The organism is Isoptericola sp. NPDC060185 (assembly GCF_042728595.1).
Lineage (GTDB): Bacteria > Actinomycetota > Actinomycetes > Actinomycetales > Cellulomonadaceae > Isoptericola.
Genome location: NZ_JBHWYY010000036.1, coordinates 1 through 23,084, shown reverse-complemented (window position 1 = coordinate 23,084; position 23,084 = coordinate 1). Strand labels below are relative to the sequence as shown.

Below are 23,084 nucleotides of genomic sequence, written 5' to 3'. Positions count from 1 at the left end.
TGGAGGAAGCCATGCCCGCACCCACCGACCCGACGCCGCGCCTCGCCGAGTACGCGCACCCCGAGCGCCTCGTCACGACGGCGTGGCTCGCCGAGAACCTCGACACCCCGGGCCTGGTGGTCGTGGAGTCCGACGAGGACGTCCTGCTCTACGAGACGGGCCACATCCCCGGCGCGGTGAAGATCGACTGGCACACCGACCTGCTGCAGCCGGTCGAGCGCGACTACCTCGACGGCGCGGGCTTCGCCGACCTGCTCGCGTCCCGCGGCATCTCTCGCGACACGACCATCGTGCTGTACGGCGACAAGAACAACTGGTGGGCCGCGTACACGGCATGGGTGTTCACCCTGTTCGGGCACGAGGACGTCCGCCTGCTCGACGGCGGCCGCAACCTGTGGGTCGCCGAGGGGCGCGAGCTCACCGCCGACGTCCCCTCCCCCGTCCCGGGCATCTACCCCGTCGTGGAGCGCGACGACACGACGTTCCGCGCCTTCAAGGAGGACGTGCTCGCCCACCTCGGCAACGGGCCGCTGGTCGACATCCGCTCCCCGCAGGAGTTCTCCGGCGAGCGCCTGCACATCCCGGACTACCCGGAGGAGGGCGTGCTGCGCGGCGGCCACATCCCGTCCGCGCGCAACGTCCCCTGGGCCACCGCGGTCGCCGAGGACGGCACGTACAAGACCCGCGCCGAGCTCGAGGCGATCTACCAGGAGGGCGGCCTCGGCCTGACCGAGGGCGACTCCGTGATCACGTACTGCCGCATCGGCGAGCGCTCCAGCCACACCTGGTTCGCGCTGCGCTACCTGCTCGGCATCGACGACGTGCGCAACTACGACGGCTCGTGGACCGAGTGGGGCAACGCCGTGCGCGTCCCGATCGTCGCGGGCGCCGAGCCGGGCGAGGTCCCCGCGAGCGTCAAGCAGCAGCAGGCCGCCTGACCCGCGAGGTAGTCCCGATCCCGCCGAGGTAGTCCCGATCTCGCCGAGGTAGTGGTCTGGTCCACTACCTCGGCGGGAACGCGACTACCTCGCGCCGTCTCGGACTACGTCGTCGGCGACGGCACCTCCCCGCACCGAGAGAGACTGGAACCATGACCGACGCCGCCGCCCTGCCCGAGTCGCTGTCCGAGATCCGGGAGGACTTCCTCGCCCTGCCCGAGCGCGAGCGGCTGCAGCTCCTGCTGGAGTTCTCGCGCGAGCTGCCGGGCCTGCCCGCCCGGTACGAGAGCGCGCCGGGCCTGCTGGAGCGCGTCGAGGAGTGCCAGTCCCCCGTGCGCGCGTTCGCCGAGGTCGACGGCGACGTCGTGCACTTCTACGCCACCGCACCGCAGGAGGCGCCCACCACTCGGGGGTTCGCGTCGATCCTCGCCCAGGGGCTGTCCGGGCTCACGCCGCAGCAGGTGCTGGACGTGCCCGACGACTTTCCCCTCATGATCGGCCTCACCCGGGCGGTGAGCCCGCTGCGCCTCAACGGCATGGCCGGCATGCTCACCCGCGCCAAGCGGCAGATCCGCGAGCAGCTCGCCTCCTGAGGCGGCGCCCGCCCGGGCCGCGGCTCGCCGGCCGGCGCGTCAGAAGTCGAACAGGTCCTCGAGCCAGGACTCCTTCTTCTTGCGCTTGCGGTAGCGCGGGTCGTATCCGCGGTCGTCGCGACGCTGCTCGTCGTAGCGGCGGTCGTCCCGGCGGTCGTCCCGGCGGTCGTCGTATCGCCTGTCGTCGTAGCCGCGGGGGTCGGGGGCGCGGTCGTCGTACCGCGGCGGGTAAGGGGACGCGGCAGGGCCGCCGTAGGCGGGCTCCGCGGGCGGCATCGGCGACCCGGCCTCGGCGGCGATCTCGGCCTCCATCGAGCGGTCGATGATCTTGTCGAGCTCGCCCCGGTCGAGCCACACGCCGCGGCACTGGGGGCAGTAGTCGATCTCGACGCCCTTGCGCTCGGTCATCACGAGGACGGACTGGTCATGCGGACACTGCATGGCGGGAGCTCCTTCGTCGGGTCGTGGGGACAACGGCCCGGACCGGCGGAGGGTTCCCTCCATGTGCGAGAGTGTGCGCATGACGGTGCTCGTGGCCTACAACCCCTCGCCGCACGGTGAGGCGGCCGTCCGGACGGCGATCGCGGAGGCTGCCCGCAGGGGCCTCGCCCTGCACGTCGTGCACCTGGCCCGCTCCGACGACCCCGTCGACGGCGACCCGCTCGAGAGCCTCCTCGAGGAGGCGCCGCAGGGCGTCGAGGTCCAGTCCGTCACCCGCCGGTCCCCCGGCACCGAGCCCGCCGACGCGATCCTCGACGCGGCCGACCAGTCCGGCGCGACGCTCGTCGTGCTGGGCTCGCGCAAGCGCTCGAGCGCCGGCACGTTTCTCATCGGCACGACGACGCAGCGGGTGCTGCTCGACGCCTCCGTGCCCGTCCTCGTCGTCAAGGACGCCTACGACGCCTGACGGCGACGCCGCGATCCGGCCGCCTCACCGACCCGCCGTGAGGGCGCGCGGCCCACGCTCCGTGGCGGGGTCGTCCTCGCCGGGGACCACCAGGTGCCGCATGTCGCCCCGCGCGGCGTCCACCCGCTCCACGGGGAGCCGTTCCACGCCGCCGGCCTCCGCCATCCACCAGCCGAGGTTCGGCGCGAGGGCTGCGTAGCCGTCCCGCAGCACGTGCCGCAGCACCGTGTCCGCGAGCCGCACGCCGTCGCGCCACGCGGAGGCGACGCCGCCGGCCGGGCCGGCGATCGCGGGCAGCGTCGACGCCGTCGACGTCGCCGCAGGCAGCGCCAGGACCCGCAGGCCGCGGCGGAACACGACCCGCCCGTCGACCGTCCCGTACCGCGGCCAGGTGCGCTTGACCGCGTTGAGGATGCGGAAGGGCCACGGGGGCGACTGCGCCAGGATCAGCTCGGCCTTCGGGGTCAGCTGGCGCGCCAGGCGGCGCTCGTCGAACTGGACGCCCACGGCCCGCATCTCGTCCGCCATCCACTGCAGCGCCATGTCGGACAGGCCGCAGCGCGCTCCCCCGCCGCCGACGTCGCCGTGCGTGCCGGGGAACCACACCTGCTGCACGCGCTCGGGCGGGTCGCCGTCGGGCACCGTCCACAGGCAGGGGGCGAACGTCAGCCGCCGCTCGTCGATCGCCAGCGCCTGCCGGGCCGTCGCGACGGCCGGAGACAGCGACACGTCGTGGAAGCGGTTCTTGCGCCGCGACGGGCCTGGCACGCCGAGCGCGCCGACGGTGTCGAAGACGCCGAGGAACCGCACCGGCACCTCGATGCCGTGCGCGGCGCGGAACCGCGCCTTCTCCGCCGCGACCTCGCCGCCGCGACCCAGCACGGCCGCCGCCCTGCGGTACCGCCAGGAGCCGGGCTTCGCCCGCGCCGTCGTGCGCTCGGCCCACGCCACGCGGCGTGGCGACGGCGGCTTGAGGCGGTACACCCGCTCAGCCTCGTGCAGGAGCCCGTCGTCGGTCGCCTCCGGGGTCAGCAGCCCCACCTGGGACAGCATCCCGACGACGCTGCGCGCCGTGTACGCGCCGCGCGAGTACCCGAGCACCACGATCTCGTCGCCGCGCTCGTAGTTCATGGCCAGGAACCGGTAGCCGTCCACGACGTTGCGCGTGAACCCGTACCCGAACGCCCCGCCCAGGAGCTGGTCCGCCAGGTAGCCGCGGGCGCCGACGCCCGCCACGTACCCGACGATCTGCTCGACGTCCGGCTCCCGGCTCCCTCCGGAACGCAGCACGGACCGCGCGAGCTTCTCGATGTTGGAGACCTGCGGGTTCACCGCGTGGCTCCACGTCCCGTCGCAGCACAGCACCAGTCGCTTCATCGTCGTCCCCTCCACCTACCTTCGGAGGGTCGCAGGACCGGCAGTGATACGGCCACCGCATGCGCCCTGGCGCAACGACCGGGCGGTGTCGACGACCGGACGGCCTCAGACGACGACGCGGATGACGGCGCTGTGGTCGAGCTCCGCGTCACCGCGGTCGACCATCTGCTGGTAGCGGTCGCGCGCGACGCGGGTCAGGGCGGTGTCGACGCCGAGCGCCTCTCCCGCGGCGAGGCCGAACTCGAGGTCCTTGAGCTGGGTGCGGCAGGCGCCGCCGTGCGAGTAGTCGCCGCTGAGGTAGCGGCGACCCTTGTCGGCGAGGAGGCGCGAACCCGCCAGGCCCCCGCCCAGCACCTCGAGGACCGTCCCGAGGTCGAGCCCGCCCGCGCGCGCGATGGCGACCGCCTCGGCGAGCGCGTTGAGCGTGCCGCCGACGATGATCTGATTGCACGTCTTGGTGAGCGACCCCGCACCCACCGGGCCCAGGTGACGCACCGTGGTGCCCATCGCGTCGAGCACGCGCCGGACGGCCGCGACGTCCTCGTCCGCGCCGCCCACCATGATGCTCAGGCTGCGCGCCACCGCGCCCTCGACGCCGCCGCTCACGGGCGCGTCGACCAGCCGGATGCCGTCAGCCGCGAGTTCCCCCGCCCAGGCGGTGACCTCCACCGGGCTCACCGTGCTCATCACCACGAGCACCGGGTCGACGACGCCGGCCGCCGCCCACCCCGCGCGCAGCCCGTCCGGGCGATCGACGGTGTCGCGCACCTGCGGCAGGTCCGGGAGCATCGCGACCACCACCGGCCGCGCCACCTCCGCGGGCGTCGCCGCGACCGTCGCGCGCGGCTCACCCTCGGCGACCGCCGCGGCCTTCGACGACGTGCGGTTCCACAGCGCGACGTCGAACCCCGCCGTCAGCAGGTTCCGCGCCATCGGCGCCCCCATCGGACCCGTGCCGACGAACCCGATCGACGTGCCCTGCATGCCCTGACCTCCGAGCGATGGTGACCACGAGGCCAGGTGGCGGCCCGTTTCCAGGCACCTTAACGAAACCGGCTCCCCCGGCCGCGCGGTGTTCGGCGCGACCGGGGAACGAGCACGCGGCGCAGGCAGACCCTCAGCGCCCGCCGACCGCGGTGAAGCGCATGAGGAACTGAGGATCGACACCACTGAAATGCTGGGTGATGTTCGTCGTCTGCACGCACGCGTCGTCGTCACGGACGAACTCACCGGAGAACGTCACCTTGTCGCCCGATTTCATGGCGACCAGGTTGTCGAACATCGACGACCCCGGCGGGATGAGAGTGTCGTCGAAGGTGTCGGAGAGCGCGTTGTTCCACGTCTGCACCGTGATGTTCGGCGCCACCTCGATCTCGACCCACGCCTTGCCCTCGCCGTTCGCGCCGACGTCGGTGACGACGCCTGTCCAGTCGTCGGCCGCCGTGCCGACCGCGTCGCAGATCTTCGCATTGCGCTTGCGGATCGCCTCGGACTGCTGGAGGTCGGTGTCCGCCTTGTCGAACGCGGCGAACCCGTCGGTGACGATCGTGACGAACTCTCGTTCCGACCGCGGCTGCTCGCCGTACTGCGCGGCAGGATCCGGCGTCGCGGCCTTCGTGTCGTCGCTCGACGCCCTCTCGCTCTCGGTCTTGTCCGACGGCGAAGCGGGCGGTGTCGACTCGTCCGGGTCGTCCGCGGGTGAAGCATCGGACGGCTCCGGTTCCGACGCGGCGTCGGACGCGCCCTCGTCGGTTGTCGAGCTGGACGCGACCGACGGGGTTGCACCGTTATCGTTGCCGCCGACGGTCGACGCCGTGAACCCCACGCCGAGGGCGAGCGCGACGGACGAGATCACCGTGGCGCTGACGACCTTCCACGTCCGCAGGTTTCTCGTCAGAGAGACGATCGACCAGGCGACGGCTCCGGCAGCCAGCAGAAGGCCCAGGACGGGGATCCAGAAGAACACCAGGGAGGCGATCGCGAGGACGAAGACGCCCGTCCCCAGCACGACGGCGGGGTGGGTCGGAACCGCCTGCGTCGTGGGTGCGGCCGGCGGAGCTGACGGGCCCCATGCTCGCCCGTCCCACCAGCGGGACGACTGCGGGTTCTGCGGGTCTGGATACCAGCCGGGCGGCGGCGTCGAGTTGCTCACTGTGTTCCTTCGTTCGGGAGATGGGGCCCGGGTCCGCGGCTGCGCCGCCGACGAGGCGCGGAGACGGCGTCAGAGACCCACCTGGTCGGCCGCGTACTCGGCCTGGGCGCGGGTGTACTGGTCGCCGTACTCGCTCGACAGCTGGTCGATCAGGCCGGACCGGGAGAACGAGTCGTACTCCAGGTACGACTCGGCGGACTCGACCGCCTCGGCCTTCCAGTCGGCGTCGACGTGCTTGATCGCCCACGTGGCGTCGGCGGTCTCGAAGCCGTCGCCGTACTCGGACGTCAGCTGGTCCAGCAGGCCCTGCTTGGAGAAGCCGGAGTACTCGAGGTAGGACTGCGCGGACTCGAGCGCGTTCTGCTGTGCCACGGTGGGCCCGTCCGCGACCTCCTTCGTGGCGGGCTCCTTCGTGGCGGGCTCCTTCGCGGTCTTCTCCTCGGCAGCCTGCTCCGTGGACGGCTCCTCGACGTCCGCGTCCTCGACGGTGTTCTCGTCAGCCGTCTCCGCGGTCAGGTCGTCGCCGACATCGGTCGCTTCCACCGCCGCGGCCGCCGGGGCCTCGGCGGTCGCAGGGTCCTCGTCACCGCCACCGCCGATGGCCGTGCCCGCGATGCTGACGGCGGCGATGACGCCGACACCGGTCAGGACCTTGTGCCGCGCGAACCAGTTCTTGTTGGCCTTGGCCGTGGCCTTCGCCTCACGGGCACGCCGGTTGAGCTCGGCCTGGCTGGGCGGCTGCTCGGGCGAGGGGTCGGTCGGCTGAGCGGGGGGCGGGAACTGGTCGGTCATCGCTGCTCCTGGTGGTCGGTACGCATGCTGCGTTCGAGCTGTTCCCAGGTTCGCTCCGGTCGCGGCCGCAGGGCATCGCCCGATCGGGCAGTCCCCATGACCCGATCGGGTACCTCTCATGCCTCGGCCGGACTCGAAGCGCGCCGGAGCCGTACTGTCGATGCATGTTCGCTCGAGCGACGGATGCTCCGAGCACCCGCGAGATACCTGACCGCTCCGCCGTCCTGCGCTGGGCGTCGGTCGCCGGCACGGTCGTCGCCGTCGTGGTCTCCGCCGCGAGCGCCCTGACCGCGGTGGGCTTCGCATCCCACGCGGCCGCGCCCGCCAGCGCCCTGCACCCGGCCCTCTACGTCGTGAGCGCGCTCGTGGGGATCGTCCTGGCGGGCCTCCTGGTGCTGCGGCGGCGGTTCCCGCTCGCCGTCTGCCTCGGCGCGTGCGCCTGCTCGGTCCTGCTCCCCCTGGACGCGTCGGCGGCGCTGCTCGCACTGCCGTGGGTGCTGGCCCGCGCCACGAGACGCACCTGCCTGGTGGCATCCGGGGCGACGGCGGCGGCGACCTCCGCGGCGCTGATCCGGGACGGCACGCGCGAGCACGCCGCGCAGGTGCTCGTCACGATCGACGAGCAGACCCGCGTGCTGTCCACCGATCCGACCGTGGCGGCATACGTCGTCGTCGGGCTCGGCCTCCTCGGCGCCTCGGTCGCCGCAGGCCTCGTCCGGCGGGCGCGGGTCGCGGCCGAGCGGGCACGGGAGGAGCAGGAGGCGCAGGCCTCGGCGACGGCGGTCCTGCGCGACCGTGTGCGTCGTGAGGACGAGCGGCGGCTCGTCGCCCGCGAGGTGCACGACACGGTGGCGCACCACATGGCGGCGGTCTCGCTGCAGGCGTCGGCGCTCGAGGTCACGAGTGCCGACGACCCGGAGGCGGTGCACGCCGCGCGCGAGATGCGCGCGTCGGCCCAGCGGGCGATCGCGGAGCTGCGGTCCCTGGTGACGACGCTGCGGTCGGGTGAGACGGTGACGGGGTTCCCCGGTGCGACCCTCGACGACGCGGCGCCCCTGCTCGAGCGGATGGCCGGCGAGGTCCCCGGCATGACGACGGCCGTGGCGGTGTCCGACGGCGAGAAGGCGGCGCCGGTTCTCGTGCGCGCGACGTTCCGCGTGGTGCAGGAGGCGGTGACGAACGCGCGCAAGCACGCGGCGGGAGCCCCCGTCGACGTCCGCGTGACGGCCTCCCCGGAGCAGGGCGTCGACATCCTCGTGACCAACCCGCTGGACCGCACGCCACCCCGCGGCCCCGGCGTGCCCGGCACCGGCACCGGGCTGCTCGGGATGCGGGAGCGTGCCGCCGCCGTGGGCGGCACGCTCTTCGCCGGGCCCGAGGACGGGTCGTTCGTCGTGCGGGCGCGCTTCCCGTGGGTCCCGCGCGGGGCGTGACCAGGGCGTCCCCCGGCGAGCGCGGGAGCCCCGGGCTACCATCCCGCAGGTGACGCGCGTCCTCGTCGTCGACGACGACCCGATGGTGCGGCGGCTCCTGGCCACGGTGCTGACCGCGCAGGACATCGACGTCGTCGGCGAGGCCTCGGACGGCGACGAGGTGGTGGCCGCCGTCGCGGAGCACCGGCCCGACGTGGTGCTGATGGACCTGACCATGCGGCGCACGGGCGGGCTGGAGGCGATCCGGGAGCTGCGCCGCCGCCCGCGGCCCCCGGCGGTCATCGCGCTGACGTCGTTCGGCACGGACGAGACGGTGGTGGCGGCGCTGGCCGCGGGCGCGCAGGGATTCCTCAGCAAGGACGACGAGCCCGAGCACATCGCCGGCCACGTCCGGGAGGTCGCCGCCGGGGCCGGCGCCCTCGACCACGCGTCCGCGGGCGCGGTGATCCGGCACCTGAGCGGCAGCCAGAGCCTCGACTCCCGCCGGACGGAGGCCCGGGACGCGCTCGCCCGGCTCACCGCCCGCGAGCTGGAGATCTCGTCGTACCTCCCGCACGGCCTGTCGAACCGGGAGATCGGCGAGCGCCTCTACCTCTCCGAGTCCACCGTGAAGGCGCACCTCGGCAGGGCGACGGCGAAGCTGGGCCTCACCGCGCGCGAGCAGCTCGCCGTCCTCGTCGACCGTGCAGGTGCCACCGCGCCGCTGCGGAGCTGACGTCAGCGCAGGCGGCGCAGGAACTCGCGCGTGCGCTCCTGCTGCGGGTCGCCGAGCACCTGCTCGGGCGTGCCGCGCTCGTGCACGCGCCCGTCGTGCAGGAAGACGACCTCGTCGGCAACCTCGCGCGCGAAGCCCATCTCGTGGGTCGCGACGAGCATGGTCGTGGGGCGGCCGGCCACGCCCTCGGCGCGCAGGGACAGCAGGAGGTCGAGCACCTCCCCGACCAGCTCGGGGTCGAGGGCGGAGGTCACCTCGTCGAGCAGCAGCAGCTCCGGGCCGCTGACGAGGGCGCGGGCGATGGCGGCGCGCTGCTGCTGCCCGCCGGACAGCTGGTCCGGGTAGGCGCGGGCCTTGTCCGCGAGGCCCACGCGCTCGAGCATCTCGAGGGCTGCCGCCTCGGCCTCCCGGCGCGGCACCCGGTGCACGACGCGCGGCGCCAGGGTCACGTTGTCGAGCACGCGCAGGTGCGGGAACAGGTTGTACTGCTGGAACACCATGGCGAGGCGGGCGCGCACCGCGTCGGCGTCCACCCACGGGTCGGCGACGTCGAGGCCGTCGAGCAGCACCTGCCCGTCGTCGACCTCCTCGAGCAGGTCGACCACGCGCAGCAGCGTGGACTTGCCGGACCCCGACGAGCCCACGACGACGACGCACGACCCCGCGGCGACGTCCAGGTCGACCCCGTCGAGCACCACCTTGCGCGCGTCACCGGTGCCGAACGACTTGCGGACGCCGCGCAGCGACAGCAGGGGCGCGCCCGGCACGACGGCGCTCATCGGACCACCCCCGCCCCGGCGACGCCACGCAGCTCGCCGCGCCACCCCTGGCGCGCGGACCACGCGTCGACCAGCCGGGTGAGCGGGATCGAGATCGCGAGGAACAGCAGACCCGCCACCACGTACGGCGTGAAGTTGTAGTCCCCGGTGGTGGCGATCTGCGCGGCGCGGATCGCGTCGACGGCGCCGAGGATCGAGATGAGGCCGGAGTCCTTCTGCAGCGACACCAGCATGCTCGCGACCGGCGCGGCGACGTTGCGGACCGCCTGCGGCAGCACGACGCGCCGCGCCGCCTGCCCGCGCGTCAGGCCCAGCGACCGGGCGGCGGCGACCTGCGACGGGTGCACCGCCTCGATGCCGGCGCGGAAGATCTCCGCGAGGTACGCGGTGTAGCAGACGACGATCGACAGCCCGCCGAGGAACGCGGCGCTCACCGGCAGCCACGGCAGGCGCAGGGCGGGCAGCCCGAAGCCGACCAGCAGCAGCACCAGCAGCAGCGGCACGCCGCGGAACACGTCCACGTACCCGACGGCGAGGATCCGCAGCGGGAACAGGGCGGGCACCCGGGATGTCCGCACGACCGCCAGCAGCAGCCCGACGACGAGCGCGACGACGCTCGCCACCACCCACACCCGCAGGTTGAGCCACAGGCCCGCCGCGACCTCGGGCAGCACCTCCCACGCCCGCTCGGGCGAGAAGAACGCCTCGCGCGCCCGCTCCCAGCCGGGGGCGGTCGTCACGACGTAGACGACGGCGGCGAGCACCAGGACGGTCGCGACCCCGGCCACGAGGAGCGCCCGGCGGTGCTGGGCGCGCCGGTAGGCCGCGCGGGCGCGCGCCCGGTCCGACGGCCGCCAGCCGTCGGCGGGCGTGGTCGCCGGGGAGGTCGTGGGGTCGCTCACGCGGGGGTCAGGAGAGCTCGGGGACGTCGTCCGACTTGAGCCACGCGGTCCGCAGCTCGTCGAGGGTGCCGTTCTCCTCGAGCGTGTCGACGGCGGCCGACACGCACGCGGTCAGCGACGACCCCTTGTCGAGCACCAGCCCGAGCTGCTCCGGCTCGCCGACGGGCGGGAGGGAGCCGACGACGTGCGTGTCCGGGAAGTAGACGGTCGTGGCGGCGACGCCCTGGTCGACGTCCATCACCATCGCGTCGATCGTGCCCGAGCTCAGGGCGGTCATCCCGTCGCCTGCGGCGTTGAACGGCGTCACCTCGACGTCGTCGCCCCACGCGGCGTCCGCGACCGCGAGCGACGTCTGCGAGGCGGTGACGCCGATCTTCGCGCCCTTGAGGTCGGCCAGGCTCGCGGCGTCGGAGAACTCGCCCTCGTCCGCCACGATGACGCCCTGGCGGCTCGTGAGGTACGGGCTGGAGAAGTCGACGGCAGCCTTGCGCTCGTCGGTGATCGTCGTCTGGTAGGCCGCGACGTCGAACGGCTTCACGGCCGGGCTGATGATCTGCTCGAAGGTGACGGACGTCCACTCGACGTCGTCCTTCGCGAAGCCCAGCTCGTCCGCGACGGCGTACACGAGCGCGGACTCGAAGCCCTTCCCGCTGTTCGGCTCCCCCACGTACCAGGGCTCGAAGGGGTCGCTCGCGCCGACGGTCAGGGTGCCGTCCGTGAGGGTCTTCATGCCCTCGGGCGGGCAGTCGGTCGCGCTGCCGGACGCCGCGGGCGCGCCGTCGCCGCCGCCGTCCGACGACGAGCAGCCGGCGAGCGCGAGCGTGGCGGCGGACGCGAGGGCGAGCGCGAGAACGGGGCGGGAGGTGCGCACGGGTGGGCCTTTCCGAGGGGCGGGGACGCGGCGGGTCGCGCCGTCGTCGACCCTATGCCGACGGCGCGTGCCGGCGGCATGGCGGTCGGAACAGGACAACCCGCGCCAGGTTGTCGATCTTCCCCGGGGACTCGAGCTGCCCCGGTTGTCGATCCGTCCCGGCCCCGCGCGTCATCCAGGTGTACGTCACACCACGAGGAAGGACGATGGGACCATGACCACCTACGCCGTACTGCTGCCGGGCGTCGAGGACACCTTCGAGCGGGCCAGCGCCGAGGAGCGCGCCGCGATCTACGGGCGGCACGAGGAGTTCGCCCGGACGCTCGCCGAGCGCGGGCACACCGTGGCCGGCGGCGCCGAGCTCACCCACTCCCGCACCGCCAAGAAGGTCAGTCGTGACGCCGGCGGCCGGGTCGTCGTCACGGACGGTCCCTACGCCGAGACGGCCGAGCAGCTGACCGGGTTCTACCTGGTCGAGTCCGACGACCTCGACGACCTGCTGCAGGTCTGCGCCATCCTGGCGGGCCCCGGCGACGACGGTGCGGACGGCACCGTCGAGGTGCGGGCCGTCGTCGACCACGGCGAGGGCGACGCGTGAGGGCGCACCTGCCGTGATCTCGCCCGAGGCGGACGCCTCGGCGCGGCTCACGACGCTCATGCGCGACGAGTGGGGCCGCCTGCTGGCCCTGCTCGTCGCGCGGTTCCGCCGCCTGGACCTGGCGGAGGACGGTCTCGCCGACGCGTTCGAGGCGGCGGCCCGCACCTGGCCGCACGACGGGACTCCGGCGAACGGCGCCGCCTGGCTGCTCACGGCGGCCCGTCGCCGGGTCCTCGACCGGCTCCGCTCCGAGCAGGTCCTGGCCCGGTCGATGCCGCTGCTGGAGGTGGAGGCCGACCTCGCCGCGCGGGCCCGCCGCGTCATGGCGGACGCTGGCGAGCCCCTCGCCGACGAGCGGCTCCGCCTGGTGCTCCTGTGCGCGCACCCTCGCCTGTCGCGGGAGGCGGCGTCCGCGCTGAGCCTGCGGCTGGTGCTCGGCGTGCCGACCGCCGACGTCGCCCGGCTGTTCCTGCAGTCGACGCCGACGATGGCCGCCCGGCTCACCCGGGCCCGCAAGAAGCTCGCCGGGGAGCGGTTCGCCCTGCCGCACGGCGCGGAGCTCGAGGAGCGGCTCGCCGTCGCGGCGGACGTCGCCTACCTCGCCTTCACGGCCGGCTACGCGCCGGCCACGGGCGACGCCGTCGTGCGCGCCGAGCTCGCCGGAGAGGCCGTCCGGCTGGTCCGGGTCCTGCGGGACGTCGTGCCCCCGGACGGCGACCCCGACCGCTCGACGGAGCTCGACGCGCTGCTCGCCCTCGTGCTCCTGCAGCACTCACGGCGCGACGCACGGGTCGACGACGGCGCGCCCGTGCCGCTGCCCGACCAGGACCGCGGCCGGTGGCACCAGGACGAGATCGCCGAGGCCGTGGACCTCCTGGCGCCGCTCGCCGCCGCGCCCCCGGCGCCGTACCTGCTCCAGGCGCTGGTGGCCGCCGAGCACGCGATCGCCCCCTCCGCCGACGCCACCGCGTGGGACCGCATCCTGGCCCGGTACGACGAGCTGCTCGCCCTGACCGACACCCCGGTGGTGCGGCTCAACCGCGCGGTCGCCGTCGCGGAGGTCGCCGGGCCGCGGGCCGGCCTCGACGCCCTCTCCGGGGTGGCGCTGCCCGGGCACCGCCTGCCGTCGCTGCGCGCCGAGCTGCTGCGGCGCGTCGGAGACCTCGACGGCGCGCGCCACGCCTACGACGCGGCCCTCGCCCTGTGCGACCACGCCCCCGAGCGCGACCACCTGCTGCGCCGGCGGGCCGAGCTCGCCTGACCCGCACCGGTCAGGGATGCACGTGCGCCCGGTGGCCCGTCTGCGCCGAGATGTCCTGCTCCGCCTGCCCGAGCAGCGCGTCCGCGAGCCGCCGCAGCGCGCGGGCTGCCGCCACCTCGTCCCCGATCACCGGGATCTCCGTGTCGCCCGGGTCCTTGCGCGCATGCCCGACGGCGCGCAGCGACCCCACGTCCGGCCCGGGGGTCAGCATCGCCTCGGCCGTCGTGCTCCCCGAGGACTCCACGAGGGTCACCCGCACGTCCCAGGACAGCGCCCGCGCCGGCTCCGGCCGCGGAGGCCGCACCGGCTCGGCGCCACCGCCGTCGTGCTGCACGAGCGTGTCGGCCCCGGGGAAGACCAGCGTCTCCTCCCCCGTGTCCGACCAGCGCACCTGGAACGGCGGCGAGCCGTCCCCGTGCGGGCACGCGATCACGATCCCGTCGCGCACGGCCCCTCCGACCACCCCGGACGCCACCACGATCCGGTCGCCCACCGTCGCCCTCATCGCCGCCTCCTCGCGCCGTCGTCCGCCCGCCGCCCGAGCCCGGTCCTCCCATCATGCGCCGACGCGAGGGGCCAGGCAGCACGGCCGCCGTGCCCGGTCCGTCCCGTCGGTACGGGGCGTCGGGCGATCAGTACGGCGTCCCGAGCGACTCGGCGTACGTCCAGGCCATGTAGGTCATGAAGCCGACGGCCAGGATGGCCAGCGCCGTCACCACGTTCGCGAGCCACGCGAGCACGATCGCGACGACCGCCAGCCGCCGCGTCACGTCGCCGTAGGGGCCGGTCCCTCGCGCGTCGACGTGCGCGGTGTGCGCCAGGGGCAGCGCGACGACCCCGGCGAAGGGGAGGGCCACCACGATCCCGGAGGCGGCCACGACGACCGCCCAGACCGCCCGCGTCCGCAGCCGACCAGGGTCGACGGGGGCGCGCAGCGGGGCGGGCGGTGTGGCGGGCGGCGAGGCGTGGTGCTCGGGCGCGGACAGGTCGACGGCGTGCTGCTCGGGCATCTCGCGCTCCTGGGTTCGGGTGCCGACGCGTCCCGCCGGCACCCCGAACGTAGCGGCGACCTCGCTTCCGACCCGGCGGCTATCCACAGGGCCCGGGACGCCGCGAGCCTCCTCGCTCAGTGGGAGCGCAGCGCGTCGATCAGCTCGCTCTTGCGCATCGACGACCGGCCCTCGATGCCGATCTCCGCGGCCCGCTTGCGGAGGTCGGCCACCGTCCAGTCGTCGTAGGAGCCCGACTCGCCACCCTTCTTGCCAACCTTCCCGCGGCCGCGTGCCGCGGCGGCGTTCGCGATCCGCGCGGACTTCTCCTTGCTGTTGCCCTCGTCGCGGAGCTCCTCGTACAGCTCCTTGTCCTTCACGCTGGGGCCTGCGTCTCGTCGAGGCATGGTCAGCTCCCTCCGGTCCGCCGCGGGCGACCGCGCGTCGGCTCCACGCGGACGTCGCCCTCGTGCGAGGTGTGGGTTCCTTCCGACCTTAGGACGGACGTCCGGTCCCCGCCCGGCCGTGCGAGGGGCGCGCCGGCCAGCACCACGCCCGCCAGCACCATGACGCCCGCTGCGAGCGCGAAGAACGCCCCGACGCCCCAGACGCCGGCGACGATGCCGACGGCGCCGTACGTGAGCGGGCTCAGCCCGAGCGTCGCCAGCGAGAGGAGGGCGGTGACCCGCCCCAGCAGACCGGGCGGCGTGGACTGCTGGATCCGCCCGTGGCAGCTCACCATGACCGTTCCCGTGGTCACCCCGAGCAGTGCGCCCGCGACGATCGCGCGCGCGGCGTCCGGGGTGGTCCCGAGCACCACCAGCAGCGGCGCGGTCGCCCCGGCCGCGACGAGCGTCGTGGCGCGCCCCGGCGACGCGACCGGGAGGGCCGCGAGCAGCACGCTCACCACGATCCCCCCGACGCTGAAGGCGGCGAGCACGGTGCCGGCGGCGGCGACGGACCACCCCCGCTCCTGGGCAAGCAGCACGACGCCGATCGCGACCGGCCCGGAGAAGGGCAGCTCCGAGAGCGCCGTGCCGACCACCAGCGGGAGCAGACCGTGCCGCCGGAGCTGCGAGAGCCGCAGGGGGGCCTCGGGCGAGCCGCCCGCCGCGAGCCGCACCGCGTCGTCGCTGCTGCGCACCGTGAGCAGCAGCACCACGGAGAGGGCGAACAGCACCGAGACCGAGGCGAGCGCGGCGGGGACCCCGAGCACCACCAGCCCCGCGCCGAGCGCCGGGCCGACGGCGTTGCCGGCGCGCAGCCCGGTCAGCCGCCAGGCCTGGAGCCGCGGGAGAGCCTCGGGGGGCACGAGCCGCACCGGCATGGCGCCGACCGCCGGGATGAAGCACGCGTCGACCACCCCGAACGCGACGGCGAGCACTGCCAGCCACCAGGGCACGAGCCCGAACCAGGACGCCGCGCCGGTGGCCAGGAGGAGGAGCAGCGTCCGCGCGCCGTCCGTGGCGATCGCGATGCGGCGCGGCTCGACCCGGTCCGCGAGCACGCCCCCGAGCAGCATCAGCAACGCGCGCGGCACGGCACCGAGCGCCAGGACGAGGCCCGAGGTGCGCGGCCCGCCGGCCTCGGCGGCCGCCCAGGTGAGAACCAGGAAGTAGCTGACGTCGCCGACGACGGCGGCGGTGTACGCCACCACCCAGCGCGCCGCGTTCCCCCGCCAGCCCTCGGAGCCGCTCATGGCTGCCGGTACAGCTGCACCTGGACGATCGTCGGCGCGACCGGCTGCGCACCCTCGGCGGCCGTGTCCGCGTTCGCCGACCTGGCTCGGTAGCGCGCGAGGAGGGCGAGCAGGTCCGACCGGAGCTGGTCGGCGGTCGAGTCGTCGATGCGCAGGCGGTCGTCCACGAAGGCCGCCCGCTCGAGCCACTTCGCCGACGCCGCCGGGACGGCGGCCGCGAGGCCGTGGAGGTCGTCGGCCAGCGCGACGAGCGCCGACCGGACGTACTCGCGCGACAGGTCGTCCTCGTGGGCCGCGGGGTCGAACTGCACGGAGTCGGTGACGGCCCGCCACCATCGCTCCCGTCGCGTGCCGAGCCCCGGCTCCTCCACGATCAGGCCGCCCTCGGCCAGGCGGCGCAGGTGGTAGCTCGCCGCGCCCGAGTCCACGCCGAGCTCGCGTCCGAGCGCCCGGGCGGTGCTCGGCCCCTCCGTCCGGAGCCGCCGCAGAAAGGCGAGGCGCATCGGATGGGCCAGCACGCGGAGCTGGGCGGTGCCGACCTCGGTCGCCGGCCCGGGGACCTCGTCGTCGTGATCCATACCGGCACCGTAGGGATGCGAAGAACTCTTCGCAAGAAATGCGAAGAACTCTTCGCACCGAGCAGACCGCGCCGAGCGCCGATACCCGGACATGACGAAGGCCCCGACCGGATCCCGGTCGGGGCCTTCGTGGATGTCGACGACATCCCGTGGTAGCGGGGGCAGGATTTGAACCTGCGACCTCTGGGTTATGAGCCCAGCGAGCTACCGAGCTGCTCCACCCCGCGTCGACTCCCTGAACATTACGGCATCCCCGGACAGGGACCAAATCGAATCGGGCAGATGGGACTCAGGTCACACCACGTCCCTCCCCGGGAACGGCGCGGGGCCGTCGGTCCGTGGACCGACGACCCCGCTCGTGCTCCCTCCGGCCGTCAGCCGGCGGACTCGATCTCCTTCTCCGCCGCGACGGCGTCCTCGATCGCCTTCTGCAGGCGGTCCTGCGCCTCGCCGTAGGCGGTGAAGTCGCCGGCCTTGAGCGCCTTGTCGCTGTCGGTCATCGCCTTGTTCGCGTCCTGGAGGGCGGAGTTGAGCCGTGCCTGCGCGTCGCCCGACGGCGTGCCGGTCGGGGTCGGCTCCGTGGACGGCTCCGTGCTCGGCTCCGTGGAGGGCTCGGTCGAGCCGTCGCCCCCGCCCTCGACCGGCGCCGTCGGCACCTCGGACTCGGCCTCTCCCGACGCGTCGCCGGCGTTCGCGCCGGAGTCGCCGCCGAACACCTGGTCCAGCGCCTCGTCCAGCGTCTCCGCGTAACCGGTCTGGTCGCCGAACGCCACCAGCACCCGGCGCAGCAGCGGGAACTGCGTGCCGCCGGCGGACTGGATGTAGACGGGCTGCACGTAGAGCAGGCCGCCGCCCACCGGAAGGGTCAGCTGGTTGCCGCGCACGACGTTCGACGAGCCGCGCTCCAGGATGTTGAGCTGCTCGGAGATCGTCGGGTTGGAGTCGAAGTTGTTCTGGACCTGGCCGGGACCGGGCACGGTCGAGTCACGGGGCAGCTCCAGCAGCCTCAGCTCGCCGTAGCCGTCCGCCACCTTGCCCGCCGTCGAGCCCGCATCGCCGTCGGCAGCGAGATACCCGGTGAGGATCTCGCGGTCGGTGTTGCCGCCGGGGATGAAGGTGCTCGTCAACGAGAACGCCGAGTCCTTCTGCCCGGGCATCTGCAGCGACAGGTAGTACGGCGGCTGCTTCGCCGCGGGCGCCTTCGTGTTCGCGACCGGGTCCTCCGGGTTGGCCCAGAAGTCCTGGCCGGAGAAGAACTGGCCGGCGTCGTCCACGTGGTACTGGGTGAGGAGCGTCCGCTGCACCTTGAACATGTCCTCGGGGTAGCGGATGTGGCTCATCAGGTCGCCCGAGATCTCCGACAGCGGCTTCACCGACGTCGGGAAGACGTCCGACCAGGCCTTGAGGACCGGGTCGCTGGTGTCCCAGGCGTACAGGGTCACGGAGCCGTCGTAGGCGTCGACCGTCGCCTTCACCGAGTTGCGGATGTAGTTGACCTCCTGCGGCATCTCCACGGGGACGCCCTGCGCCGCGAGGGTCAGCGAGTCGGCGGTCGCCTCCTGCATCGGCCGGCTGGTCGAGTACGGGTAGGCGTCCGACGTCGTGTAGGCGTCGACGATCCACTTCACGCGACCGTCGACGACGGCCGGGTACATGCCCTGGTCGAGTGTCAGCCAGGGGGCGACCTTCTGGATCCGCGTCATCGGGTCGCGGTCGTACAGGATCTGCGACTCGTCGGTCACGCGGTCGGAGAACAGGATCTCCTGCGACCCGAACTTCAGCGCGTACAGCAGCTTGCTGCCGAACGAGCCGATCGACGGGCCCGCGGTCACGTCCTGCGTGGGGAACGTGGTGTTGACCTGCTGGCCGCCCTGCTCGTCGTCGGCCTGGTAGTCGAGCTCCCAGGGCTTGGCGTCCTCCGGCGCGCCCACGACGGAGTACTCCGTGGTGGACGGGCTGAAGTAGATGCGCGGCTCGTAGCCCTTGTCCGTGAGCGCGCCCTGCGTGGGGATGCCGCCCTCGTAGAACGCGGGCTGCCCGTCCGGGCCGGGCTGGTTGCCGTACGCGGCCACCACGCCGTAGCCGTGCGTGAACACGGTGTGGTCGTTGACCCAGTTGCGCTGCCCGTCGCCGAGCCCGCCGAGGTTGAGCTCGCGGACGGCGATCACCGTGTCGCGGGACTCGCCGTCGATGTCGTAACGGTCCACCGCGAGGGTGTCGGCGAAGTTGTAGTACTGCTTGTTCTGCTGCAGCTGCCGGAACGACGGGCTGACGATCTGCGGGTCGAGGAGCCGCACCGACGCCGTGGTCTCGGCGTCCGCGCGCAGGGCGCCGGCCTCCGCCTCCGTCGTCGCGTCGTAGGGCTGCGTCTCGATGCTGTCCAGGCCGTACGCCGCGTGCGTGGCGTCGATGTTGCGCTGGATGTAGTCGGCCTCGAGCTCCTGCGCGTTCGGGTTCACCTGGAAGCGCTGCACGACGGCGGGGTAGATCCCGCCGATCGCGATCGCGGACACCACCATGAGGCCCACGCCGATGGCGGGCAGGCGCCACGTGCCGCGCACGGCGGCGACGACGAACAGCAGCGCCACGAGCACCGCGACGCCCGTGAGGATCTCCTTCGACGGGATGACGGCGTGCACGTCCGAGTAGGACGCGCCGTTGTACCGGGCGTTCGTCGTGCTCCCGTTGGTGGCCGTCAGCAGCGAGTACCGGTCGAGCCAGTAGTTTGCCGCGATGACCAGCATGAGGACTGCGCCGAGCACCGCCAGGTGCACGCGCGACGCCCGGGTGGTGCGCGGGGTCCCCGGCGGCACCGGGCCCAGGCGCAGCCCGCCGTAGAGGTAGTGCGTCACCAGGGCGGCGATGCCCGCGATGATGACCACGGCCATGAGGAAGCTCACGACGAACCTCAGCGCGGGCAGCGAGAACACGAAGAACCCGAGGTCGATGCCGAACTGCGGGTCCTTCGTGCCGAACGACGCGGGGTGGATCGCCAGCAGCACGCTGCGCCACTGCGCGGACGCCGCCACACCGGCGAAGAACCCGACGACCACCGGCCCGGCGATCGTCACGACCCGCCGCAGCGGCTCGATCGCCTCCCGGTACTGGTCGAGGGTCGCCTGCTCAGGGGTCGACGGCGCGTAGACCGGGCGCACCCGGTACGCGACGGCGAACGACGAGAAGACCGCGCCGCCCATCACCAGGAAGCCCAGGACGAACAGCACCCCGCGGGTGATCCACTCCGTCCAGATCACGTTGCCGAATCCGAGCGCGTCGAACCACATCACCTCGGTCCAGAACTGCGCGAGGAGCAGCAGCGCGACGACGACCACGGCGATCACGACGAGCGTGATCGCCAGGGGGCTGCGGCGACGCTTGGCGGGCGGACCGCCGGGACGTCGACGGGGTGGGGCAGCGAAGGACACGGTGCGGGCACCTCACTCGTGCTCGGGACGGGCGGACGTCTGGTGTGAACGTCCCTGTCATCCCTCAGGTTCCCACGCTTCGTCCCCCCGCGGGCGACAGCCCCTTCACGGGCCGGTCACGAGCAGGTCGGCAGGTCCGCGCCCTTCCCGGCACCGATCGCCTCGACCGCCGCGCGCGCGTCCTCGAGCGTCGCCATCCGCACCACGTGCAGGCCGTCCGGCACGTGGCCCACGACCTCGTCGCAGTTGTCCGCGGGCGCCAGGAACCAGTCCGCCCCGGCGTCGCGCGCGCCGAACAGCTTCTGCCGGATGCCGCCGATGGGCCCGACCTCGCCGTCGACGCTCATCGTCCCCGTGCCGGCCACGCGCGCGCCCCGCAGCTCGTCCTCGGGCGTCATCTTGGTGATGATCGCGAGCGCGAACATCGTCCCCGCGCTCGGGCCGCCGATGTCGCCCGGCCGGATCGTCACGTCCACCGGGTAGTCGTAGGACGGGTCGAGGTACACCCCCAGCGCCGCCCGGCCGCCGTCGCCCTTCGCCGTCGTGATCGTGAGGTCCGTCGGCTTCCCGCCGCGCTCGACGCCGAGGACGACGTCGTCGCCCGGCTCGACGTCGTCGAGGTCGGCCAGCAGGTCCTGATGGGTGACGACCTCGTGGCCGTCGAGGCTCTTCACGACGTCGCCCGCCTCGACGACGCCGTCGGCCCCCGACCCCGGAGCGGCCCCCGCGATCGTCAGCGTCGCGGGCACCTCGTACCCCATCTCGGTCAGCGCCGCCACGGTGGCCGAGGACTCGGAGCCGGCCATCTGCGCCTGCCCGACCTCCTGCTGCTGCTTCTGCGTGGTCTGCTCCGGGAAGATCGACTCGACCGGCTGCACGGACCGCTCCCGCGAGCCCCAGCCCCACAGCACGTCGCCCAGCAGCACGTCGCCGCCCGGGCCGCCGTACACGGACACGGTCGTGAGCCGCAGCTCTCCCGTGACGTCGTACGTCTTGGCGCCCTCGATCTCGACGACGGGCTGCGCCGTCGCGCTCTTGCCACCGCTCGAGGCCTCCCCCGCGCCCTCGACGTCGACGCCCTGCAGCCCCAGCGTGTCCTCGGTGGGCCCCGGCGCCCGGATCGCATACGGCGTCGGCAGCACGAGCAGGACCGCGGCGAGCAGCGCCGTGACGAGGAGGGACACCCCCAGGGTCACGCTGCGCAGCGACGCACGCGGCGCGGCGAAGGGGTCGTCCCCGGCCGCCGAGGGGTCGTCGGGCGCGAGGATGTCGCGGTCGAAGGTCACGGGCACATCATCGCCGACGTTCCTGGACCCCGCGCCAGGTCCCGGACCTCGGACGTCAGGGGGCTCCGGGGGATCTGCGCCGAGAGCGAACCACCGGAACCTCGGCCACCGGTCGGACGTCCTGGGTGGTTACGGTGAAGCGGTCGGCCCCGGCCGCCGTCCGCCCGCAGCCGCCCGCAACCGTTCGCAGCCGTTCCGCAGCCAGGCGAGGAGCCTCATGAGCAACCTTCCCGACGACCCCGAGGGTGCCGAGGAGCGCGAGCGCATGCTGCGCTCGATGCTGGAGGGCTTCTTCGGCGAGCGCACCGACGAGGTGCTCGACCAGATGCGCGCGCAGGGCATCGACCCCGCCGCCCTCGCCGGCATGCCAGGGGCGGGCACGCCCGACCCCGCGACCATGCAGCACGTGCTGGCGCAGGTGCAGCGCCTCCTGTCGGCGTCCGGCGACGGCCCCGTGAACACGGACGTCGCGCACGACATCGCCCGTCAGGTCGCCGTCGCGGAGGGCGACCCCTCGCTCACGGGCGGCCAGGCCAAGGCCGCGACCGACGCCCTCGGCGTGGCCGAGCTGTGGCTCGACGCCGTGACGGACCTCCCGCCCGCCGGCGGTCGCACGCACGCCTGGAGCCGCTCGGAGTGGGTGGAGGCCACCTTGCCCGCGTGGAACCGGTTGGTCGCCCCCGTCGCGGCCTCCGTCGCCGACGCGCTCGCGACCGTGCTGAGCGACCAGCTCCCCGACGACCTCGGCGCCGCGGGCGCGCTCGGCATGCCCGACGTGCCCGGCCTCGCCGGCCTGCCCGCGGGCGCGCTGGGCGGCGGCCTCGACCCCGCCCAGATGATGCGCCGTCTCGGCTCGGCCGTCTTCGGGATGCAGGTGGGCCAGGCCGCGGGCACGCTCTCGCGCGAGGTCTTCGGCTCGACCGACGTCGGCGTCCCCCTGCTGTCCGAGCCCGCCACCGTCCTCCTGCCCACGAACGTCGCGAAGTTCGCCGACGGGCTGGACGCGCCCCTCGAGGAGGTGCGGCTGTTCCTCGCGCTGCGCGAGGCCGCGCACGCCCGCCTGTTCACGCACGTGCCGTGGCTCGCCGCGCACCTGCACGGCCTGGTCGAGCAGTACGCGCGCGGCATCACCATCGACCTCGACGTGCTCGAGCAGCAGGTGCGCGACATCGACCCGAGCGACCCGGAGGCCCTGCGCGGCGCCCTCACCGGCGGCGTCTTCGGGCTGCAGCACACCCCGGAGCAGGAGGCCACGCTGCTGCGCCTCGAGACGGCGCTCGCGCTCGTCGAGGGCTGGGTGACGGAGGTGGCCGCGACCGCGGCCCTCCCCCACCTGCCGCACACGTACCCGCTGCGCGAGATGATCCGTCGTCGGCGCGCGGCCGGCGGCCCCGCCGAGCACACTTTCGCCACGCTGGTCGGCCTCGAGCTGCGGCCCCGTCGCTCCCGTGACGCGACCGCGCTCTTCGCGCACGTCCTCGCCGAGGGCGGTCCGGAGGCGCGCGACGCCGTCTGGGCGCACCCCGACCTGCTGCCGGGCACCGCGGACCTCGACGACCCCGCCGGATACTTCTCCCGCCGCGCCGCCCAGGCGGACGAGCAGTCCGACCTCGACGCCGCGCTCGCGCAGATCTTCGACGCCGCGGAGGGCGGCGCGGACGACGACCCGGAGCACGGCACGAACAAGGGCGCGGACGACACGACGGACGACGGCCCCGCGGCGCCGAAGGAGGGCTGACGGGGGGCTCAGCCCGCCGGATGCTGCGGCTCGTCGCCCGAGGCCCCGGGC

The 23,084-nt window shown here is 74.0% G+C and carries 23 protein-coding genes and 1 tRNA gene; 8 read left to right on the top strand and 16 right to left on the bottom strand.

What is annotated here, in order from left to right:
* Nucleotides 1–11: 11 nt before the first annotated feature.
* Together ACFWDO_RS13005 and ACFWDO_RS13000 are read left to right on the top strand one after the other, a co-directional pair.
* Nucleotides 12–938, top strand: coding sequence for a sulfurtransferase (locus ACFWDO_RS13005; RefSeq protein ID WP_380319987.1), 927 nt, complete (start codon nucleotides 12–14; stop codon nucleotides 936–938).
* 152 nt (nucleotides 939–1,090) lie between these two features.
* Nucleotides 1,091–1,531, top strand: coding sequence for a SufE family protein (locus ACFWDO_RS13000; RefSeq protein ID WP_380319984.1), 441 nt, complete (start codon nucleotides 1,091–1,093; stop codon nucleotides 1,529–1,531).
* A gap of 39 nt (nucleotides 1,532–1,570) precedes the next feature.
* Here the strand turns inward: ACFWDO_RS13000 and ACFWDO_RS12995 are convergent, their stop codons facing one another.
* Nucleotides 1,571–1,972: a zf-TFIIB domain-containing protein gene (locus ACFWDO_RS12995; RefSeq protein WP_380319981.1), complete on the bottom strand. Its 402-nt coding sequence runs from the start codon at nucleotides 1,970–1,972 to the stop codon at nucleotides 1,571–1,573.
* A gap of 79 nt (nucleotides 1,973–2,051) precedes the next feature.
* Between ACFWDO_RS12995 and ACFWDO_RS12990 the strand changes: the two genes are divergently transcribed.
* Nucleotides 2,052–2,438: a universal stress protein gene (locus ACFWDO_RS12990; protein WP_380319978.1), complete on the top strand. Its 387-nt coding sequence runs from the start codon at nucleotides 2,052–2,054 to the stop codon at nucleotides 2,436–2,438.
* 24 nt (nucleotides 2,439–2,462) lie between these two features.
* Here ACFWDO_RS12990 and ACFWDO_RS12985 read toward each other — a convergent pair whose 3' ends face one another.
* The 4 genes from ACFWDO_RS12985 to ACFWDO_RS12970 form a co-directional block, all read right to left on the bottom strand.
* The gene (locus ACFWDO_RS12985; RefSeq protein WP_380319975.1) at nucleotides 2,463–3,815 is read right to left on the bottom strand and encodes a DUF2235 domain-containing protein; all 1,353 of its coding nucleotides are present in this window, start codon (nucleotides 3,813–3,815) and stop codon (nucleotides 2,463–2,465) included.
* A gap of 105 nt (nucleotides 3,816–3,920) precedes the next feature.
* Nucleotides 3,921–4,799 carry an NAD(P)-dependent oxidoreductase gene (locus tag ACFWDO_RS12980; RefSeq protein ID WP_380319972.1) on the bottom strand — a complete coding sequence of 293 codons (879 nt, stop codon included), beginning with the start codon at nucleotides 4,797–4,799 and terminating at the stop codon, nucleotides 3,921–3,923.
* Nucleotides 4,800–4,932: 133 nt separating this feature from the next.
* The gene (locus tag ACFWDO_RS12975; protein ID WP_380319969.1) at nucleotides 4,933–5,967 is read right to left on the bottom strand and encodes a DUF2510 domain-containing protein; all 1,035 of its coding nucleotides are present in this window, start codon (nucleotides 5,965–5,967) and stop codon (nucleotides 4,933–4,935) included.
* Nucleotides 5,968–6,036: 69 nt separating this feature from the next.
* Entirely contained in the window at nucleotides 6,037–6,759 is a 723-nt protein-coding gene (locus ACFWDO_RS12970) for an Ltp family lipoprotein (RefSeq protein ID WP_380319966.1), read from the bottom strand.
* Nucleotides 6,760–6,923: 164 nt separating this feature from the next.
* On the opposite strand from ACFWDO_RS12970, the gene ACFWDO_RS12965 reads away from it, so the two are divergent.
* Nucleotides 6,924–8,192, top strand: coding sequence for a sensor histidine kinase (locus tag ACFWDO_RS12965; RefSeq protein ID WP_380319963.1), 1,269 nt, complete (start codon nucleotides 6,924–6,926; stop codon nucleotides 8,190–8,192).
* A gap of 49 nt (nucleotides 8,193–8,241) precedes the next feature.
* Nucleotides 8,242–8,907: a response regulator gene (locus ACFWDO_RS12960; RefSeq protein WP_380319960.1), complete on the top strand. Its 666-nt coding sequence runs from the start codon at nucleotides 8,242–8,244 to the stop codon at nucleotides 8,905–8,907.
* Nucleotides 8,908–8,909: 2 nt separating this feature from the next.
* Here ACFWDO_RS12960 and ACFWDO_RS12955 read toward each other — a convergent pair whose 3' ends face one another.
* Genes ACFWDO_RS12955 through ACFWDO_RS12945 form a run of 3 tightly spaced genes read right to left on the bottom strand, consistent with a single transcriptional unit; the run spans nucleotide 8,910 to nucleotide 11,459 of the window.
* Entirely contained in the window at nucleotides 8,910–9,686 is a 777-nt protein-coding gene (locus tag ACFWDO_RS12955) for an amino acid ABC transporter ATP-binding protein (protein WP_380319957.1), read from the bottom strand.
* Nucleotides 9,683–10,588, bottom strand: coding sequence for an ABC transporter permease subunit (locus ACFWDO_RS12950; protein ID WP_380319954.1), 906 nt, complete (start codon nucleotides 10,586–10,588; stop codon nucleotides 9,683–9,685). The genes ACFWDO_RS12955 and ACFWDO_RS12950 overlap by 4 nt, the downstream gene beginning before the upstream one ends.
* A gap of 7 nt (nucleotides 10,589–10,595) precedes the next feature.
* A complete protein-coding gene (locus ACFWDO_RS12945) occupies nucleotides 10,596–11,459 on the bottom strand; it encodes an ABC transporter substrate-binding protein (RefSeq protein WP_380319952.1) in 864 nt (287 codons plus the stop codon).
* A gap of 214 nt (nucleotides 11,460–11,673) precedes the next feature.
* Here ACFWDO_RS12945 and ACFWDO_RS12940 point away from each other — a divergent pair, with 214 nt between their 5' ends.
* Nucleotides 11,674–12,057 (top strand): YciI family protein, encoded by a 384-nt coding sequence (locus ACFWDO_RS12940; protein WP_380319949.1) that lies wholly within the window; start codon nucleotides 11,674–11,676, stop codon nucleotides 12,055–12,057.
* 13 nt (nucleotides 12,058–12,070) lie between these two features.
* Nucleotides 12,071–13,318, top strand: a complete 1,248-nt coding sequence (locus ACFWDO_RS12935; RefSeq protein ID WP_380319946.1) for an RNA polymerase sigma factor — start codon at nucleotides 12,071–12,073, stop codon at nucleotides 13,316–13,318.
* Between the two features lie 10 nt (nucleotides 13,319–13,328).
* On the opposite strand, the gene ACFWDO_RS12930 is transcribed toward ACFWDO_RS12935, so the two are convergent.
* From ACFWDO_RS12930 to ACFWDO_RS12895, 8 genes are all read right to left on the bottom strand, one after another.
* Nucleotides 13,329–13,823, bottom strand: coding sequence for a dsRBD fold-containing protein (locus ACFWDO_RS12930; RefSeq protein ID WP_380319943.1), 495 nt, complete (start codon nucleotides 13,821–13,823; stop codon nucleotides 13,329–13,331).
* 127 nt (nucleotides 13,824–13,950) lie between these two features.
* Nucleotides 13,951–14,328 carry a hypothetical protein gene (locus ACFWDO_RS12925; protein ID WP_380319940.1) on the bottom strand — a complete coding sequence of 126 codons (378 nt, stop codon included), beginning with the start codon at nucleotides 14,326–14,328 and terminating at the stop codon, nucleotides 13,951–13,953.
* Nucleotides 14,329–14,444: 116 nt separating this feature from the next.
* On the bottom strand, nucleotides 14,445–14,714 hold the full coding sequence (locus ACFWDO_RS12920; protein ID WP_380319937.1) for a Rho termination factor N-terminal domain-containing protein: 270 nt from the start codon (nucleotides 14,712–14,714) through the stop codon (nucleotides 14,445–14,447).
* A gap of 2 nt (nucleotides 14,715–14,716) precedes the next feature.
* Complete coding sequence (locus tag ACFWDO_RS12915) at nucleotides 14,717–16,006, bottom strand: MFS transporter (RefSeq protein ID WP_380319934.1); 1,290 nt, start codon at nucleotides 16,004–16,006, stop codon at nucleotides 14,717–14,719.
* Entirely contained in the window at nucleotides 16,003–16,584 is a 582-nt protein-coding gene (locus ACFWDO_RS12910; RefSeq protein WP_380319931.1) for a helix-turn-helix domain-containing protein, read from the bottom strand. The genes ACFWDO_RS12915 and ACFWDO_RS12910 overlap by 4 nt, the downstream gene beginning before the upstream one ends.
* Nucleotides 16,585–16,734: 150 nt before the next feature.
* Nucleotides 16,735–16,811: transfer RNA gene (locus ACFWDO_RS12905), tRNA-Met, on the bottom strand.
* 147 nt (nucleotides 16,812–16,958) lie between these two features.
* Nucleotides 16,959–20,009: a UPF0182 family protein gene (locus tag ACFWDO_RS12900; protein ID WP_380319928.1), complete on the bottom strand. Its 3,051-nt coding sequence runs from the start codon at nucleotides 20,007–20,009 to the stop codon at nucleotides 16,959–16,961.
* Nucleotides 20,010–20,125: 116 nt separating this feature from the next.
* Nucleotides 20,126–21,295: a PDZ domain-containing protein gene (locus ACFWDO_RS12895; RefSeq protein ID WP_380319925.1), complete on the bottom strand. Its 1,170-nt coding sequence runs from the start codon at nucleotides 21,293–21,295 to the stop codon at nucleotides 20,126–20,128.
* A gap of 217 nt (nucleotides 21,296–21,512) precedes the next feature.
* Here ACFWDO_RS12895 and ACFWDO_RS12890 point away from each other — a divergent pair, with 217 nt between their 5' ends.
* Entirely contained in the window at nucleotides 21,513–23,033 is a 1,521-nt protein-coding gene (locus ACFWDO_RS12890) for a zinc-dependent metalloprotease (protein ID WP_380319922.1), read from the top strand.
* Nucleotides 23,034–23,084 lie beyond the last annotated feature (51 nt).